The following is a 17,063-nucleotide window of genomic DNA, read 5'->3' as shown; positions in this document are numbered from 1 at the left end:
GGGGGGATTGAGGGGGGTGCGAGGAGGGGGCTTAAGATGTACCTCATAAGAGCGGAAACCCCTGTATTTGGCTAAACTAATGGTAGCTGAATACTTTGTGCTAATAAACTCTGAAGACGTTGTAAGTGCGAACCGTAAACTAAATCACCTTTGCCTAATAAATAAGCTGCTGTTGTTTTTTTTCCACCCAGAATAATACATGAATCTGCTTGGCTGGATGTACGTAAAGCAACCCTTCCAGGTAGGTTAGAACGGATAATTGGAGTGACAATACTCGCTTCTGGACGTTGCGTAGAAATAATTAGATGAATACCTGCGGCTCTTGCCATCGCGCCTAAACGTTTGATACTTTGTTCTAATATGGTGCGGACTTCTTTTTCTGCCATAAAATCGGCATATTCATCAAAAATACAAACAATGCGCGGTAAAATTGGGGAGGAATGTTGATTATAAACTGTTAAATCTGCACATTTAGCTTTTTCAAATTTTTGATAACGAGATTCCATCTCTGCAACTAGTTCTTGCATTAATTCTACAGCGCGATCGCTATCTTTGACAACTGGTGCATATAACCATGACATTTGTTCAAATTCGGGAAATGTTACCCGCTTAGGATCAACTAAAGCAATTTTTAAATGTTGGGGAGAATGACGATAGATTAAACTGAGAAGAAGCGATCGCAAAAATTCACTTTTTCCGCTTCCTGTTGTTCCTCCCACCAAAAAATGACAAGTATTTGGATCTGATAAATCAGCCTCTAACAACTTCCCTTCAATACCTACTCCAATAGCAATTTTTACGGGCACTGTTGGTGGTAAAAATTGCTTTTGAATAAAATCTTCAAATTTAGCAATTTGTCTATCTTGACGCGGTAAATCAACACTAACATAACCAGCTTGAGGTGCAATTAAAGGAGGATATTCTAACCCCAATTGTACTTGTAAATCAGCGGATAATTTCAAAATTGAAGGAACTTTCACACCTAAATGTGGTTTAATTTTCACCCGAATAAATACCGGACTTACATCAGCACCATAATAATCTACATTAACCTTAAAAGATTCTAGAATTGTCACTAAAGATGCGCCAATTTTATCAGCATTAATAGATGTATCTTCCTGACTTTTCACAGTATCTGAAAAACCTCTCTCCTTACAGGAGAGAGGCTTTGAATTCTGGAGGGTTAGGTTTCGTGTTGGATTTTCTTCAACATCAAAAAAAGTTTGACATTTTTGTTGTTGGGGACAAATTTCACATAAATAAGGTTCAGTTGTCGCCGGTGGTGGGTTAGGATTGGGAGATTCCCAGCTTAACCAGTTTTGCATTTGTAATAATTTATAAGGAATTAATTGATGAACCGTATTTTCTAACTGTTCCCACGAATATTTGTACTCTTTAAATTCTGGTAAAACACAATAAACAGCAGAATCAATAGGTGCTTTTTTGTAGTTCGATAACATATAACTATAGAGAGAGACTTGCGCTAATTGTGCTGCTGAATCTACAGGTTGATAGGTTTTAAACTCCACCATACAAAGGCGTTTGAGTTCAAAATTAAAAACCAAACAATCAAATTCACCTCTAATTAATTGTTTTGTGCCATTAGGTAAATCAAAGTAATATTCTAAATTGTGTTCTTCAGAAATAAAAGTATTCTGAATAACTGTTTCTGCACTACAATAACGACCATTGATTACTAACAATTCAGTAAACCTCTTAATTAATCCTTGTAAACCTTGCCAAACTTGTAGTAATACAGGTGCTTTACTCGCGTCTTTTGCAATTACATCTTGTAAATAGGGAAAGAACTTAATTTGATAGAATAATTGTTGAATTTCCAATGTAATTACATCTACATTTAATTGCGTTGCAGATGGATTAAATAAACTTTTAAATCTGGGTTCAATCAGCAGTAAATTAATAAAATCATCTGCTAATTTATGAAAAACATTACCAACACCCCCAAGAGTATCTTTAGGAGAGAATATTGCTTTACCATGAAAATGGTGATTTAGATAAAATAGTCGGGGACATTCAAAAGCTAATCTAACTTTAGTGGGAGTTAAAGAGGAATTTTCAGATTTGTGATTCACCATATTAAATACACGACTGATAACATCAGGATTGGATATTTCAAGTAAGCGACGATGAACAGCAGCTAAATAAACTGTATCCATAGCTGCATAGTTTAACTGTTTTTGAGTCAGGGGACGTTTTCCCCAATCACTGCTTCCTCCTTCTGCGTCTACATGATAAAATTGACAGAGTTCAGCAGCTAGAGTTTTTAGTTTTAAGTTGGTAGTTTGTAAAACTTCTTTGGTAATTTTTTTAGCTATTTTTAAAGTACAAGTCACATTTTGGGCTAGTTCCTTACCTAAATATTTTAAATCAAAACCAGCATTATGAAAAACTTTCTCAATTTGGGAATTAACCATAATTTGGTTAATGAAATATACAGCCAAATCAGGTTTGTCTAAAACATCAAAAATGTAAGCAGATTCACCAGTTAAATCTGTATAATCAGCCAATACCTGAATTAGTGCTAATTTTGGTTTATCAGTATACCAATCAGCAATTTCCGTATCTATCCATAGGGTTTTAGATAGGGACAGTTGGGAAATTTGATTGTAAATTTCAGTAGGTTGGGTCAGGTAGTGCATTGGCTGATCATATTGTCATAAATGAACTTACGGAATTAAACAAATTAATTGTTCTGATAATTTAGCTTCTGGATTGACTGTTTTCACTTTTTTTTCTTGATATAGTTGTTCAATCAGACTGCGAATTTCAGTTTCTTTTACATCAAAAAATTGATTAGAAGCCTGTGAAATCAACGTAGCCACTCCCATATAACCTTGAGTTTTCACGAGATTTAATAGGAAATTTTTAACAGGTCTTAAATCTTTTCCTTCCTTACCATTTGTTTCTGGTTTTCGATTTGATTTAGCAACAATTTCTAAATCCTGTAATAAAGTACATTGATTCAATATCTCAGATTCATTAATTAAAGTTTCTAATCTTTGTAAATTAATCGTTTTCCCACCAATTACTAACTCTTGAGATTTGGCAGAATTTACCAAACTTTGATATGTTGCCAAATAGTGAATAGACTGTAAACTTGGTTTAATATGAACATGATTAGTATCGGTGAAAATCTGTCTATAGAGTTGATTTCCCGCCAGATTTGGTCTTCCTAAATCCCCACCACGAATTAAGTACATAGTTTGACAGAGATTTTTTTGAATGACTGTTTGACAAGCGTTCATTACATGATAAAAGCTATTCATATTTGAGTCTTCTGTCCAAACTATACCCAATTTTTCCTGCTTGGTAGGATGTTGATAACTCAAGGAATAACTAGCATACCTTCCGCTGAAAAGTTTAGACTTAACTCCCTGCATTTTTAAACTAGATATAGACTGTTGCAACATCTGAATTAAATCAGGTGATGACAACAAAGAAATCTTGGTAATTTTCCCATGACTTTTTGTATATTCCTGCTGCCATAATAATTGAAATTCTGCTTGAGTTGTATCTTGATTATCTGGAGGTGGTGGGGGAAGAATAAATATAGGTTTAGAAACCGTTTTTTCATCGGGTATTGTCACCTTTATTTGTATTGTAACTGGTTCGGTCTTTGGTTTTTCATCTAATAATGAACCTTTATATTTTTGATATTCTTCACGACCTAAAACTAATGTATTTCTAGGCATAGTTTTACCACCAGGGGAGGTTTTCTCTAAAATTTGCCGATTTAGAGGAAAAATAGGAGATTCAGGTCTAGGATTTGCTAGTTGATGTAATGGCTGAAGTTGATAAGCCCAAAGTGCTTCCGCCTGTTCTATAGTAATACGTTTTAAATCAATTATTTTATGTATTCCGGCTTTATCTGCTGGGAGAATTCGATCAAAATGCCGTTTCAATGTATCTGTAATAACGCTAATTATCACTAAGAAATTTTTTAAATTATCCCCATGAATTGTGGTGTTGACATTGAAAAAAGGTTGTATGTCCAGGAAACCTTCTGGTAACTGGGGCATAGTATCTAAATTGTCGAAACATAAAACTATTGGTTGGGTTTGTGTGGAAATTCTGCCAAAATTTGCTAAAATATTTTTCGCAGCATCTTCTGTATCAATGCAGGTTTTGACTTTGATTTCTTTCATGGAATCTTCATTTAAGTCATCTCCACGCAGCCATTCACAAGCTAAGTCATATAATTCTGGATTTGCGAGATCATGTAGCACTCCAAAAAACATATCTGGATTATAAATACCTGCTTTTTTATAAGTATCTTTGAGGTGTTTAATGAATCTTTGCCGATTGCTTTGTAATGCTTCCCAAAAATTATCATTAAATATTCGTTGCTTTATACCACTGCTTGTAAAAGCCGATAAACTTTTCAGCCACAACATTAACTGTGATTCTTTTTCTCCTTCGGGAACTTGAATTAAACTATCAACAGTATGACGTAAAATATGCCGCCAGATATTACTACTATCAGCCCAGTTGCAGAGAATATAAGCAAAAAAGGCTTTCGGGTTAAGAGTACGTTTAAGCCGACCTAATAAATAACTTTTGCCAGAACCAGACTCACCAGCTAATAAAACCGTACGGCTACGATGATCTTGACCCACTAAATCTAGTAAACCTTCAATTTCTATGATTGCGTTTTTATGAATTGACTCAACCATGAGTTTTGAATCTTGTTCTTCAGCCCAAAAATTAGTAGGCTTTAAATTGATCACGTCAAAAGGGTTGACCTCGCGTTTAATAATGTCGTTAATGTCTGTCATAGATACACATTTGTGAGAGGAGGAAGTAATGAAAAAATGAAAAATATTGGAAAACCTGTTAATTAACTATGAGAAAGAACAGTTGTCCACCAATATTTTGAGGAATTCCCGCGTCAATTTGTTCTGGTGTATAAGCACTGACTTCTTGTAGGGTACTAAAATCAATTTTGTCACTTTTTTGTAATCTATACAACGCCTGATCTAAATCGTCTCGTAATAAAGGCGGTTGTAACTTTTGCCGTAAATGGAAAATTGGTAAATAATTCTCTGTCCCCAATTCCCGATCTAATTTCTTAATAGTTTCTAAAATTTCTTCATCACTGATATTGCCAGTAATATCAGAATGTGATGCCATATTATCAGAAACTAAAGTAGAAACTTGTTCTGACTTAACCCGCAAATTGTTCCGCAAAAAGCGCAAGTAATTACCCAGCAATTCCAAACTAATAACAGGGTTAGTACCTTTCTGGGGATTATATTCATCCCGCAAAACCTCAATACCTCTTTCTGTTAACCAAACATCAGCGTTACGCATTTTCATCTTAATTTCAGCAGCAATCAAACCTCGTTCACTCAAGGTTTTTAATATTACATCTCGTTCATCTGATTTTAGTCCTGAAACTTTGATTTCACTGGGGGCTATTTTTCCAGAACTTTTATTTATCTTCTCCAGTACCTTGAGTTCTTGATCATCAATAGGTAACTGTGTAGAGTCAAGTTTCAATAGTGCTTGACCAGCAGGTAATATCTTCACCGTAGCAACTTCCTGGGAATAGCCCACATATTCCAATTCTCCCAAATCTCGACAAATTTTGTTTTTTTCACTTTTAAAACTATCAAAAATGCTAGAACTCAAGCCAGTACGATAATTGGGACATCCCAGCAGCTTTAATAGGAACTTTAACTGTTTCGTTTCCATCGGTTACTTAGATTGTATTTGATACCTAACAAGTCTAGTCAGAATTACAAAAAATCAATAAACCTTCTCCAAAATAACACAATGAGTATAATTCGTCTATATTTCTACAATTTTTGCAACACCAAGTGGATATGTTTCCTTAGTTCCCTTATTTCTGATAAAAATCTTATACATATCGTCAATAATTTACACAAAAAGACGAGATTTATATGTATCATCTTTTAGATAACTAGATCATCCAGAAATATTAGCCTATATACCAGGTAAAATCATGAATAATTACAGCCATTGTCCGCGCAATTATCTACTCCAAAAACCAGTAAATAAAGATCAAATCAAACAAAAAGAATTATGTGATTTTTGTTGGAATGAATATTGTTTTTGTTGGTCAGAATACTGTTTAAATGAATGGTACGAACTGCAAATAAAACATGACAATTTAAAAAATAGACATCATACCAAAGACAAAAACTAAAATAAACCTGACTTCTCTCTGCGCCTCCGCGTCTCTGCGAGAGAAAAAAACTTAGGGTAGTCCAAAAACTGACCCTAATCAACAATCTGCTAAAATCAAATTCCACTCATCTTCAGACAAAGGTATCACCTCTATTTCCATAGCAAAACAATCACAAGCTGCGGCTATTAAAGCCTTAATAATTGTTTCTTGATTAATACTTTCAGGAAATTGAAAAGGATGAAAAAACTCCTGATTAAATACTTTTATAAACAAATCCCCATCTGGATTTAATCGTATAGAACCATGTTGAAGAACTGCGTCACCTCTGCGTAATTGGGCGCTACCAATGAGTTTAGAACCATCTGCTAAAACCAAATCTGCACCAGTGGCCGTTCCAAAACAATTAGGATTATGAATATAACCCCGTCCAGCCTGACCATAGTACAACTCTATACCAAGCGATCGCCATCCTTGGATTAAAAACTCACAAATCTTTGCATATATTTCTAAAGTATTTCCTCTGAGACCAGAAGTCACAACAGAGTAAGTTAAATCACCTTGATGTAAAACCGCTCTCCCACCAGTAGGACGACGTACCAAATCCAATTTTTCGCCTTCCCAGATTAGATCTTGCCAAAATTCAGGATATTGACGTTGATGATAACCCAGAGAAATTGCTGGGGGAGACCAAGTATAAAAGCGCAGAATCGGTGGACATTTTCCCAACTCATGCTGTACTAATAACCAACGGTCTATAGCCATCTGGACAGAACCAGAAGCTGCTAAAATCGGAATCAGTCGCCACTGCTCAGGCATTAAAAGTCAACCCCCAGGCTAAAATACTAAAATAGTGACAGCAATAGTTACAGCAGTTTTCATGTATTTAAACCACAAAATCAACCTATTCCTTTGCGGCTTTGCTCCTTTGCGTCTTAGCGCGAAACATAATAAACATAATTTATACCGCAATAGTGCAATACCTACACTTTACAAAACTCAGATTGCAGATATTCATCATTATCATCAGCGATAGTTGCAACGATAGTAATGATCCGAGAAACTTCCCCCGGAGACAACTCTGCTAAAGTGCGTGTAGAAATCACCACTACCTGATTGTCAATAATCCCAAAACGGGCTTCAAAGGTACTCACACAGTTCAATTCTAATAAATAGCGTGTTAATCTGGCCTCATCTTGAACTGGTAGCGTTAGCACAGCAGACCAAACTGTAATTGTATCTTCATCAGTAGTTCCCGTCAACTGTACAAATACTTCTACACTCCCATACTGGAATTTCCACAAATACCCACCCTCGGACGAATGGCTCACCATTGCACTTTGATCTTCCGCTAGAGTATTAATCACATTTTCAATGACTTCTACATGATTTAGCGGTGTGGTTTCTTGCATAACTTGCTCAAGCAACTCTTCTGGAGACTGGGTTTCTAGGTAGCTGGCCATACAGATTTTTTTCCAAAAATATAGTTTCTAGTGTAATCTATTATTCTGCTACCAGAAATGCCAGTATCTACTTTGGTTGTATAGTAGCGAATTATATTCCCCCAATAGTTTTAAAACATCCTCTTAGATATATATTTAATTTGCTTTAATCTTTTTTGATAAATATAAATAAAGTCATAGGTACATAATAGCTTATGCAAAATTCGGTCAATCTGACAATTATTTTTTCCCGGTTTCAGACGTTTACATCCAGAAATATTAGATGTAATTCGTCTTTATCACCATTGGATGTCAACATGAGGAAAGACTCTCCAATTTATTGCTTACTGCGTCTGATTAATTACACACAAAACCATCTATCTTACTTTAATTGCCAAAAATGCCTTTTGTCTGTTACATAAACTACAAACTACTAATTTGGTTGATAAATTCAATTAAATTAATTAAAAACAGTTTATTTGGTACAGCCCAAAAATTACCAGACTTACTTAGTGTTACAAAATGTAAGAATAATAAAAAAGGAACGGAAATATGAGTTAAATTCTGCACTGTTGTATGGAGTTCTCTAAAAACTCGAGTTGACAACTTGGGGTGACATCTGTTAAAGGATTCTGAAATCTCACGGAAAAAAACCCAAAACTTTTAAGAGATTTTTCCGGATTAGCCAAAAAATCTCTGATTATTGTTACACTGATTTTAATAAACACTATGAATATCAAGCTTGATCACAGCACCCCATGTCATTTAACTTCCTTCTTTGCTTTACTCATGAAAGAAGGTATTTCCCCGAATCAAATCGTTCTTGGTATTGTTCAGTTAGCCACTCAAACCCATGAATTAGATGGCATGATGGCATCAACAGACTGTTTACGTTTGCTACTAGTGCTAATGCCAGCAACAACCTGTGCTAAAGGCGTTTCCGAATATATCTCATCTTTAGCAGCAGAAGGTATTACCACCTTGATGCTATTAGATGCTCTTAGTTTAGCTTGCTACCTTTGTGGTCAATTAGATGAAGCTAATTTAGTTCACTTGACTTACAAAAGATTACAAGCAGATGCAATTATTTCCCAAATGCTTCGTGATTAAGAACTAGATTATTAACTTTTGTTACTTTTTTCACAATCCAACCATTTTCAAGTTATTTTGTACTCATACAGTTCAATCTCGGACTGAACAACTCCGTTTGTTTACTAAGCAATCGGTGAAATGCTATATATTCTCTGTCTTCTCTGTGCAATTCTTGGTTAGTTGCTGTTAAGACATGACTCATGGCTATGATTTTAATCTAGCAATGTTTATAGAGTGTTTGACAGCAGCTTATCTATCAATTGTGATTGAGTTTAGAGTTTTTCAGTGCTGGGATCAATCCCTACATCAAAACTGCTCAACTTTCCCACTCACCCTGTTGATATTCCATTAAAACCCGAAACTAAAATTATTGTCTGCCAAATTGCCAAAACGTTAGATCATGAAGGCAACATTTCTGGAATTATAGGTTTTGCAGATAAAGCGAGCATTTTGTTGACGCAGAAATATATTTTTTTAGTTTTTTCGGCGTTGGCTCATGGCAGTATGAATTGGGTTTCGCATAAATACGCAAAAGCGCAAGTTTAGGAATTATCCGACTATTTATTTTTAAATGTGCAGGTGATTATTTGCTACAAGAAAATTTTGCAAATGAAATGAAATTGAAATCAAAAAACGTCCGGGAGTGTTGCCGTGTTTCCACCCCAGACGCTTTTTGAGTTTTCTCCTCACACACAAATATAACTTATCACTATTTCAGTTAAATGGCAAGTACCTTAGACAACAATTTTGGAAATTGTTTTTCAAAGGCAAGAATAAGTAGGTGAACGGAAAAAACCCGACATAAGTAACGAAAAGTAAAGTTGCCCAAAACCTGTTCCCCGTTCCCTGTTCCCTTGTCATAACGACAATTTTTCACGCCAACCTACTTAATGTAAAAAGTGCCGGACACCAGTCATAACCATGAGTAAGCCTAGTTCATTAGCGGCCTTGATAGAATCTTTATCTCGAAGACTTCCCCCCGGCTGGACAATGGCAGTAATGCCAGCACCAGCGGCAGCGCGAATGGTATCATCGAAGGGGAAGAAACCGTCACTGGCTAAAAATGCACCTTGGGCTTTTTCTCCGGCTTGGGCAATAGCGATTTTTGTTGAACCGACGCGGTTCATTTGTCCAGCACCAATACCTAATGTAGTGCGATCGCTTGTAATTACAATAGCATTTGACTTGACGTGCTTACACACCTTCCAAGCAAATAATAATTCACCCAACTCCTGGGGAGTAGGTTGACGTTCAGTGACAACTTGCCATTGAGTAGGATCAGCAATGATATCATCAGCAGACTGGACTAAAAACCCACCGGCGATCGCTTTTACAGTTTCTTTCGGTCCAGTCAACAAGTCTGGTAAAATCAAAAGGCGAACATTGCCCTTTTTAGTTAAAATCTCTTGGGCTGCTGCGTCACAACCAGGAACAACTACGCATTCTAAGAATGTCTTTGTTAACTCCGTTGCCGTTGCCGCATCAAGAGGACGATTTAAAGCCACAATTCCCCCAAAAGCTGAGGTAGAATCGGCGTTAAAAGCCTTTTGATAAGCGTCGAAAATGTTGGTTGCTTCCGCAGTTCCACAGGGGTTAGTATGTTTAATAATTGTCGCTGCGGGACTGTCGGTAAATTCGGCAATTATGCGCCGTGCGGCTTCCAAATCTACCAAATTATTATAGCTGAGTTCCTTCCCTTGCAGTTTAGTGGCCGCTGCCCAACCTGTGGCTTCACTGCCGGTTTTATACCAGGCTGCTGCTTGGTGGGGATTTTCCCCATAGCGTAAAGATTGAATTTGTGTCCCAGAAAGAGTAAATTCTTGTGTTTGCGTACCAGCTAAATAAGATGCTATGGCATGATCATAACTAGCAGTGTGCAAAAATCCCTTTAAAGCGCATTTTTGGCGAAAATCTAAAGAAACTACTTCATTTTGGCGTAATTCTTGTAAATACTCGCCATATTGGGCAGGATCACATAATACCGTTAAATGGGCGTAATTTTTAGCAGCAGCCCTTAACATTGCCGGACCCCCAATATCAATTTGTTCCACAGCGTCAGCTAAGGTAACACCCGGTTTAGCAATGGTTTCCGTAAATGGATAAAGATTAACCACCACCAAATCAATGGGTCGAATTTGGTTATTTTCCAGGTCTATGATATGCTCTTCCATATCCCGCCGTGCTAAAATACCGCCATGAATGCGAGGATGAAGAGTTTTCACCCGACCGCCTAAAATTTCTGGCGAACCTGTATAATCAGAAACCTTAGTAACTGGTATTCCTGCGTCTTTGAGGGTTTTGGCTGTTCCCCCACTACTGATGATATCAAAGCCAAATTCTTCAACCAAACTCCGGGCTAAATCCCCAATACCAGTTTTATTAGATACACTCAGCAGGGCTAAACGCGCCATAATTCCCCAGATTCCTTTGGACTAAATTACAAACAGAAGAGTATTTTACCTAAAGAGTGGTCAGAAATGCGGCCTAGATCAGCGGTATACTGGATAGACGTTGATTCTTGACTCAATTATCCATGACTCCAGTATTAGATTTTATTAGGGTTTCTCCACCAGGGAAACAAACACCAAAAGCCTTAATCGTTACTTTACATGGTTGGGGTGCAAATGCTCAAGATGTGGCATCTTTGATTCCTTATATCAATTTACCAGATTACGAATTTTTACTACCAAATGCTCCCTATCCCTATCCTCATGCTGACACAGGTAGGGCATGGTATGACTTGCGGACAGAAAATATGTATGCTGGATTAGCAGAAAGCAAACAACTACTCATAGATTGGTTGCAATCTTTAGAAACTAATACAGGCATACCTTTATCACGCACAATTTTGAGTGGATTTTCTCAAGGTGGGGCAATGACTTTAGATGTAGGATTAAGCTTACCATTGGCTGGTTTAGTTGTGATGAGTGGATATCCACATCCTAGCGTAGCAACGCTTAATCCAGGCAATTTTCCACCTACGCTAATTATGCACGGAACAAAGGATGAAGTAGTTCCCCTACAAGCGGCCATTAAGTCCAGGGACATGGCAAGATCTCTAGGGGTAGCAGTGGAGTACCATGAATTTGAAATGGGACATGAAATTAATTTACCAATGTTAGAAGCACTAAGAACCTTTGTTGTCAAGACAATTGGTTAACTCTAGTTACAAAAATTTTGCAAATTCTGGAAAAATCAGAAAAATTTTTACAAATTTAATGCTCGTTAATGAGTAAGATAGATCAGGTGGAAGCAACTCCACCCTAAGCTGAATGTAAGTGCTGCAAAAGGGAGGGGCAAGCATTATGAAAACTCTAAGCATTTCCAAAACAGAAATTTCTGCTATGACAGCGACAGAGGTACAAGATTTAGCTACACGTCTGGAATTAGATAATTATAGTAATGCTTTTGAGGGTTTAAATGATTGGCATCTACTGCGAGCAATTGCTTTCCAGCGTCCAGAATTGGTTGAAGCCTATATTCACCTCTTAGATTTAGAACCCTACGACGAAGGCTAAAAATTTTAGATTTTAGATTTTAGATTTTGGATTTTAGATTGGTAGAACGGTTTAAAATCTCAAGTAATTGAGATCCTATCCTAAAATGCCATTATTTTCAAGTCCTAAATCCAAACGAGTCCTCATTGCTGTAGGCGGTGGTATCGCCGCCTATAAAGTTTGTGAGTTGGTTTCTACACTCTTTAAATCTGGGGTGGAATTGCGAATTATTCTCACTAAATCTGCCCAAGAATTTATCACTCCTTTAACTTTAGCCACTTTATCCCGCCATCAAGCTTATACAGATGATAATTTTTGGCAACCAATTTATTCACGTCCGTTACATATTGAATTAGGCCAATGGGCTGATTTAATTGTGATTGCGCCTTTAACTGCTAATACTTTAGCTAAGTTAGCTTATGGAATGGCGGATAATTTATTAACAAATACTATTCTCGCTTCTACTTGTCCCGTATTGTTAGCACCAGCAATGAATACAGATATGTGGGAACAGATGGCAGTACAAAGAAATTGGCGGCAGCTATTGACAGATAGCAGATTTTATGGTATGGAAACTGGTTCTGGGTTGTTGGCTTGCGATCGCATTGGTGCTGGTAGAATGGCAGAAGCCGCAGACATATTTATTTATATTCAATCTTTATTATACACCCAAGGCAAGAGAGATTTAGTGGGGAAAGAGGTTTTAATCAGTGCTGGGGGAACGCGAGAATATTTAGACCCCGTGCGATTTATTGGCAATCCCTCAACTGGTAAAATGGGTTTAGCATTGGCACAAGCCGCACTACACCGAGGTGCAAAAGTAATATTGGTACATTGTCCAGCGAGTTGGGAAGTCCCTTTAGGGGTAGAAGCAATTCCCGTAATTACCTCAGAAGAGATGCAGCAAGTCATGTTAAATCAGTTACTCAATGCAGATATAATTATTATGTCAGCGGCCGTTGCAGATGTCAAACCTAGAGATTATAGTACCGAAAAATTGCCGAAGCGATCGCTGCCAGAAAATTTACCATTGATACCAGTACCAGATATTGTCGCGGAAATCGGCAACCGTAAACAACCCCATCAATACTTAATTGGTTTTGCAGCACAAACGGGGGATATTGTCAAGCCAGCGCGGGAAAAATTGCAAAAAAAGAAATTAGATGCAATTGTAGCGAACCCTATTGATCAAGTTGATAGTGGTTTTGGGAGTGATCATAATCAAGCGGTGTTTTTAGATAAAGAAGGGAGAGAGGTGGAAATTCCCACTTGTTCTAAGTTGGAAATGGCGCATTATTTGTTTGATTTTGTTGTTTAATGGAATCCTATGGTGTATACTAGAGGTGTCCAGTCAATACCACTGGAATATGAACAATTCCAATCCTGATAGAAGTCTTGATATAGAAGAAATATCTCATTATATAGCTAGGGCATCTCAAACGATAGTTAATGAGATGAAAAAACAAGGTGAAAATTATTTGGATTTTGATGAAGCCGTTGAAGCCATGAAAAATGAATCATTAATAGAGCAACAGAAATGTCAGGAGGATTTTAATGCAAGAAGATCTCGAATTAAAAGAAAATTTAATAGAAGAAGATGAGATTTCAAGCTTAAAACATTTTATTTATTTAGATAAAATAAAATTGCATTCTTATTCTTCTCAATTATTTGGGGGTGTAGTGCAACTGAGAAGATTAACAGAGAATGAAGGTACTAAATCTACACAAAGCTCAGGTGAAGAATATACAGAAAAAATTCAAGAGGATGGTAAAGAAGGTGAAATAAGTATTGGTCCAAAAAATTATGCCGGTGGTGCTAGTGGAAAAACACTAGATAAAACAACGCTTAAAGATGGATATAAAAAAGGCGTTAATACTGCATCTGATGAATATTTATCTTCTACTACTGAAGATATTGTTGAACATGACTATGGCTATCTAAAATTTGAAGAAATATTAATAAATAAAGGAATTTTAAAAGAAATAAAGGACATAACAGAATTAGAAAAATATTCATCGTTAATAAAAATAACTGGAGTTTGTAGATTTATTGATTGGGATTCTATTATAGAATTATGTAGTAAAGATAGTGTAATAAATTCTTTTCTATCAAATTCTAAACAAAATACCAACCAAAATACTAATAAGGGTTTTAAGCATAATTCTCAACAAAAGAAAGATGAAGAAAATCAATTTAAAGCTGGATTAGAGCTAATCAAAGCATTTTCAATTGGTTCTGTTACAGTAAATACTAATATAGGCAATTCAAATCTAATAGGAACTATAAATCAAGAACATCTTCGGATAACAAGAGATCAACTTAGATCAGCATATATTTTACCAGGAGATGTAGAAATGACAATAGTTGGATTTATACCAAGAAGAGGAATAGAAAAAATTACTTTTCCCGGTATTTCAGGATTAATAGATATGACAGAAGTATGGAAAGCTTGGACGGGAGAAATTGATCTGGTAATAGAACCAATAGCAATATATACGGAAATTAAATAGAAATCGCGTCTACACAGGCAAAACCCACATTTAATTTTCAACAGATACAGCAGTTCACAGTATTATCAAGTACAGATATTAATAATAAAACTCTTGTGGTGCGGGCATCTTGCCCGCATAAAGTTTACCTCACTCAAGCTAAACTTGCTGTATCTAATGTTCTTTGCAAAAATTTACCCCATTTTGCGGCCAGAGGAACTTCTGTAAAAGGAACACAAATTGACTTATCACTAGTTAATAAAAACTGCAATTCAATTTTTCTACCTTTTCGCGGAGGATTTTCTATATCTACCACATTACCATTCACTAAGAAGCGAATTTCCTTAACATTTAATAAAGAAAAAGTTTCCAATGCAATTGGTCCTTTAGTTGTTGGTTTTCCCCAAGTAATATCATTACCTTTTTGAGCTAATACAGCATAAATATCATATTTAGCTCGTTCAAATTCTTCAGCCCAAATCCGATAAGCTTCAAGTTTCTGATATTCCTGTGAACCTTGCCACGCTAACCAGAAAAATGCTACTAACAAAGGCAACCATAAAAGACCACGTTCCATACTTTGATTTCTGTGATTTGTGTGATTTTTCTTATTATTTAGTCTAGACTATTATTCATGGAATTGATGTCAAACGATTAGTTTTCACCACCCTATGCACCAAAACCAGAAACATTTCACCCCGTTACCTGTCAGCAACTATAGCCTAAATTTTCCCAAAAATACCATAATATGAGTTATCGTAGTGAACAAACTGAAAAGAAGCGGTGATCAGCGGATATGAAAAAACTTATATTATTCTGCTTGTTCTTTGTGGGACTGACTACTGCGGTGTTTGGATTTCTACATTTTCAGGGACTCGCAGTTAAAGGCGAATTTGAGACAATTTTACTGGATTTTCGGGAAGATATAGCAGAAAATCTCATTCAAAAGGATTTACAAGCGATCGCTCAACAATATCATGTTACACCCCAATTGGATAATAAATATTCAGCAGCAGATCATGTATATATTATCAAAGGCGATCGCCAAAGAATCACAGATTTAAAAAAATCCCCATTGGTCAAAGTTACGGAATTTATCGAACCCAATTACATTTACAAAACTGTACCTACAGATAAAACCACCGGCTTAGGGGAAATTCTACCACCAGAAAACGACAAAGAACCAAATTCCTCTTTAATTGGTCCTAATGACCAATATTATAGCAAACAGTGGAATTTACACAAAATCGGTATAGAATCTGCTTGGACACGCAGTAAAGGTAGTGGTATCACTGTTGCTGTCATTGATACTGGTATTACCAAAGTCCGTGATTTACATGAAACCAAATTTGTCAAAGGCTATGATTTTGTCAATGATACAGAACCAGCCCAAGACGACAATGGACATGGAACTCATGTCGCTGGTACAGTTGCCCAGTCTACTAATAACAGTTATGGTGTAGCGGGAGTAGCTTACGAAGCCAATCTTATGCCCCTAAAAGTATTAAATGCTGACGGTGCAGGAACAGTAGCTGATATTGCTGAAGCTATCAAATTTGCCGCTGATAATGGTGCAGATGTAATTAATATGAGCTTAGGTGGTGGTGGAGAAAGCCAACTTATGGCGGAGGCGATTAATTATGCTTATAATAAAGGTGTAACTATTATAGCCGCTGCTGGGAATGAAAACACTAATGGCGTTAGTTATCCTGCCCGTTATCCTCATGTTATCGGTGTTGCGGCTTTTGGTTCTGACGGTGAAAGAGCATCTTATTCTAATTATGGTGCAGGTGTGGACATTTCCGCCCCTGGTGGTAGTGAAACTGGGACAATTCTCCAAGAAACTATTAACGAAGAGGGTGAGGGTCTATTTCTCGGACTACAAGGAACAAGTATGGCTTCTCCCCACGTTGCGGGTGTAGCTGCATTAATTAAAGCTTTGGGAATTAAAGAACCCAATGAAATTTTACAGGTTCTCCAGCAGTCAGCCAGAGTTATTCAAGATGATGGTTTAAACTATTATGGGGCTGGACAACTTAACGCCGAAGCAGCGGTTAAATTAGCTAGTGATGGTATAATTAGCGTTCCTGACTTTTTCCGGTGGTTGCGAGAAAACGGCTATCTAAATCCTGGTTTTTGGATAGATGGCGGTGCGATCGCTTTATTGCCTAAAATACTCATGGTGATAGGTTCTTATCTCCTGGCTTGGTTTTTACGGGTTTATTTTCCCTTCGCTTGGAGTTGGTCTTTATCCAGTGGTTTGATTTTTGGTAGTTCTGGCTTATTTTTCCTCAAAGGAATTTATATCTTTGACCTTCCCCAATGGCCTTTCCGGCTTTTAGGTAGTTCCATTCCCGAACTAGGAAACACTTT

Annotated in this window: 17 protein-coding genes; 9 read left to right on the top strand and 8 right to left on the bottom strand. The window is 36.7% G+C overall.

Features of this window, described 5'->3' with window-relative positions:
* Positions 1 to 71: 71 nt before the first annotated feature.
* The 3 genes from ACIR310F_RS0115180 to ACIR310F_RS0115170 are packed head-to-tail and all read right to left on the bottom strand — an operon-like array spanning position 72 to position 5,715.
* On the bottom strand, positions 72 to 2,660 hold the full coding sequence (locus tag ACIR310F_RS0115180; RefSeq protein WP_028084559.1) for a DNA translocase FtsK: 2,589 nt from the start codon (positions 2,658 to 2,660) through the stop codon (positions 72 to 74).
* 27 nt (positions 2,661 to 2,687) lie between these two features.
* Complete coding sequence (locus ACIR310F_RS0115175; RefSeq protein WP_028084558.1) at positions 2,688 to 4,796, bottom strand: ATP-binding protein; 2,109 nt, start codon at positions 4,794 to 4,796, stop codon at positions 2,688 to 2,690.
* 58 nt (positions 4,797 to 4,854) lie between these two features.
* On the bottom strand, positions 4,855 to 5,715 hold the full coding sequence (locus ACIR310F_RS0115170) for a hypothetical protein (protein ID WP_028084557.1): 861 nt from the start codon (positions 5,713 to 5,715) through the stop codon (positions 4,855 to 4,857).
* A gap of 271 nt (positions 5,716 to 5,986) precedes the next feature.
* Between ACIR310F_RS0115170 and ACIR310F_RS0115165 the strand changes: the two genes are divergently transcribed.
* Positions 5,987 to 6,190 (top strand): hypothetical protein, encoded by a 204-nt coding sequence (locus tag ACIR310F_RS0115165; protein WP_028084556.1) that lies wholly within the window; start codon positions 5,987 to 5,989, stop codon positions 6,188 to 6,190.
* Between the two features lie 78 nt (positions 6,191 to 6,268).
* Here ACIR310F_RS0115165 and ACIR310F_RS0115160 read toward each other — a convergent pair whose 3' ends face one another.
* Both ACIR310F_RS0115160 and ACIR310F_RS0115155 read right to left on the bottom strand, forming a co-directional pair.
* Positions 6,269 to 6,988 (bottom strand): lipoate--protein ligase family protein, encoded by a 720-nt coding sequence (locus tag ACIR310F_RS0115160; RefSeq protein WP_028084555.1) that lies wholly within the window; start codon positions 6,986 to 6,988, stop codon positions 6,269 to 6,271.
* A 164-nt stretch (positions 6,989 to 7,152) separates the two neighbouring features.
* Positions 7,153 to 7,632 carry a YbjN domain-containing protein gene (locus tag ACIR310F_RS0115155; RefSeq protein ID WP_028084554.1) on the bottom strand — a complete coding sequence of 160 codons (480 nt, stop codon included), beginning with the start codon at positions 7,630 to 7,632 and terminating at the stop codon, positions 7,153 to 7,155.
* 708 nt (positions 7,633 to 8,340) lie between these two features.
* Between ACIR310F_RS0115155 and ACIR310F_RS0115145 the strand changes: the two genes are divergently transcribed.
* Both ACIR310F_RS0115145 and ACIR310F_RS0115140 read left to right on the top strand, forming a co-directional pair.
* On the top strand, positions 8,341 to 8,721 hold the full coding sequence (locus tag ACIR310F_RS0115145) for a hypothetical protein (RefSeq protein ID WP_028084553.1): 381 nt from the start codon (positions 8,341 to 8,343) through the stop codon (positions 8,719 to 8,721).
* A 267-nt stretch (positions 8,722 to 8,988) separates the two neighbouring features.
* Positions 8,989 to 9,249: a hypothetical protein gene (locus tag ACIR310F_RS0115140; RefSeq protein ID WP_028084552.1), complete on the top strand. Its 261-nt coding sequence runs from the start codon at positions 8,989 to 8,991 to the stop codon at positions 9,247 to 9,249.
* Positions 9,250 to 9,417: 168 nt separating this feature from the next.
* On the opposite strand, the gene ACIR310F_RS25720 is transcribed toward ACIR310F_RS0115140, so the two are convergent.
* Positions 9,418 to 9,564: a hypothetical protein gene (locus ACIR310F_RS25720; protein WP_155963852.1), complete on the bottom strand. Its 147-nt coding sequence runs from the start codon at positions 9,562 to 9,564 to the stop codon at positions 9,418 to 9,420.
* A gap of 26 nt (positions 9,565 to 9,590) precedes the next feature.
* Positions 9,591 to 11,114, bottom strand: a complete 1,524-nt coding sequence (gene purH, locus ACIR310F_RS0115135) for a bifunctional phosphoribosylaminoimidazolecarboxamide formyltransferase/IMP cyclohydrolase (RefSeq protein WP_028084551.1) — start codon at positions 11,112 to 11,114, stop codon at positions 9,591 to 9,593.
* 122 nt (positions 11,115 to 11,236) lie between these two features.
* On the opposite strand from purH, the gene ACIR310F_RS0115130 reads away from it, so the two are divergent.
* From ACIR310F_RS0115130 to ACIR310F_RS0115110, 5 genes are all read left to right on the top strand, one after another.
* The gene (locus tag ACIR310F_RS0115130; protein ID WP_028084550.1) at positions 11,237 to 11,863 is read left to right on the top strand and encodes an alpha/beta hydrolase; all 627 of its coding nucleotides are present in this window, start codon (positions 11,237 to 11,239) and stop codon (positions 11,861 to 11,863) included.
* A gap of 145 nt (positions 11,864 to 12,008) precedes the next feature.
* On the top strand, positions 12,009 to 12,221 hold the full coding sequence (gene isiD / locus ACIR310F_RS0115125) for a protein IsiD (RefSeq protein WP_028084549.1): 213 nt from the start codon (positions 12,009 to 12,011) through the stop codon (positions 12,219 to 12,221).
* An 85-nt stretch (positions 12,222 to 12,306) separates the two neighbouring features.
* Positions 12,307 to 13,518, top strand: a complete 1,212-nt coding sequence (gene coaBC, locus ACIR310F_RS0115120; protein ID WP_028084548.1) for a bifunctional phosphopantothenoylcysteine decarboxylase/phosphopantothenate--cysteine ligase CoaBC — start codon at positions 12,307 to 12,309, stop codon at positions 13,516 to 13,518.
* A gap of 49 nt (positions 13,519 to 13,567) precedes the next feature.
* The gene (locus ACIR310F_RS0115115; protein ID WP_155963850.1) at positions 13,568 to 13,801 is read left to right on the top strand and encodes a hypothetical protein; all 234 of its coding nucleotides are present in this window, start codon (positions 13,568 to 13,570) and stop codon (positions 13,799 to 13,801) included.
* On the top strand, positions 13,755 to 14,711 hold the full coding sequence (locus ACIR310F_RS0115110; RefSeq protein WP_028084546.1) for a DUF6414 family protein: 957 nt from the start codon (positions 13,755 to 13,757) through the stop codon (positions 14,709 to 14,711). The genes ACIR310F_RS0115115 and ACIR310F_RS0115110 overlap by 47 nt, the downstream gene beginning before the upstream one ends.
* Before the next feature lie 133 nt (positions 14,712 to 14,844).
* Here ACIR310F_RS0115110 and ACIR310F_RS0115105 read toward each other — a convergent pair whose 3' ends face one another.
* Entirely contained in the window at positions 14,845 to 15,267 is a 423-nt protein-coding gene (locus ACIR310F_RS0115105; protein WP_028084545.1) for a hypothetical protein, read from the bottom strand.
* Positions 15,268 to 15,486: 219 nt separating this feature from the next.
* Between ACIR310F_RS0115105 and ACIR310F_RS22695 the strand changes: the two genes are divergently transcribed.
* A partial coding sequence (locus ACIR310F_RS22695; protein WP_231387558.1) for a S8 family serine peptidase occupies positions 15,487 to 17,063 on the top strand: 1,577 nt, incomplete at its 3' end.

This window comes from Dolichospermum circinale AWQC310F (assembly GCF_000426925.1).
Taxonomy (GTDB): Bacteria; Cyanobacteriota; Cyanobacteriia; order Cyanobacteriales; family Nostocaceae; genus Dolichospermum; species Dolichospermum circinale.
The sequence above is the reverse complement of the archived record's forward strand: the minus strand, read 5'-3'. Positions and strand labels throughout refer to the sequence as shown.

Excerpts from the sequence above, each read along its gene's own strand:
- ACIR310F_RS0115180 (WP_028084559.1), bottom strand. The coding sequence starts at position 2,660 with ATGCACTACCTGACCCAACCTACTGAAATTTACAATCAAATTTCCCAA.
- ACIR310F_RS0115175 (WP_028084558.1), bottom strand. The coding sequence starts at position 4,796 with ATGACAGACATTAACGACATTATTAAACGCGAGGTCAACCCTTTTGAC.
- ACIR310F_RS0115170 (WP_028084557.1), bottom strand. The coding sequence starts at position 5,715 with ATGGAAACGAAACAGTTAAAGTTCCTATTAAAGCTGCTGGGATGTCCC.
- ACIR310F_RS0115165 (WP_028084556.1), top strand. The coding sequence starts at position 5,987 with ATGAATAATTACAGCCATTGTCCGCGCAATTATCTACTCCAAAAACCA.
- ACIR310F_RS0115160 (WP_028084555.1), bottom strand. The coding sequence starts at position 6,988 with ATGCCTGAGCAGTGGCGACTGATTCCGATTTTAGCAGCTTCTGGTTCT.
- ACIR310F_RS0115155 (WP_028084554.1), bottom strand. The coding sequence starts at position 7,632 with ATGGCCAGCTACCTAGAAACCCAGTCTCCAGAAGAGTTGCTTGAGCAA.
- ACIR310F_RS0115145 (WP_028084553.1), top strand. The coding sequence starts at position 8,341 with ATGAATATCAAGCTTGATCACAGCACCCCATGTCATTTAACTTCCTTC.
- ACIR310F_RS25720 (WP_155963852.1), bottom strand. The coding sequence starts at position 9,564 with ATGACAAGGGAACAGGGAACGGGGAACAGGTTTTGGGCAACTTTACTT.
- purH (WP_028084551.1), bottom strand. The coding sequence starts at position 11,114 with ATGGCGCGTTTAGCCCTGCTGAGTGTATCTAATAAAACTGGTATTGGG.
- ACIR310F_RS0115130 (WP_028084550.1), top strand. The coding sequence starts at position 11,237 with ATGACTCCAGTATTAGATTTTATTAGGGTTTCTCCACCAGGGAAACAA.
- isiD (WP_028084549.1), top strand. The coding sequence starts at position 12,009 with ATGAAAACTCTAAGCATTTCCAAAACAGAAATTTCTGCTATGACAGCG.
- coaBC (WP_028084548.1), top strand. The coding sequence starts at position 12,307 with ATGCCATTATTTTCAAGTCCTAAATCCAAACGAGTCCTCATTGCTGTA.
- ACIR310F_RS0115115 (WP_155963850.1), top strand. The coding sequence starts at position 13,568 with ATGAACAATTCCAATCCTGATAGAAGTCTTGATATAGAAGAAATATCT.
- ACIR310F_RS0115110 (WP_028084546.1), top strand. The coding sequence starts at position 13,755 with ATGCAAGAAGATCTCGAATTAAAAGAAAATTTAATAGAAGAAGATGAG.
- ACIR310F_RS0115105 (WP_028084545.1), bottom strand. The coding sequence starts at position 15,267 with ATGGAACGTGGTCTTTTATGGTTGCCTTTGTTAGTAGCATTTTTCTGG.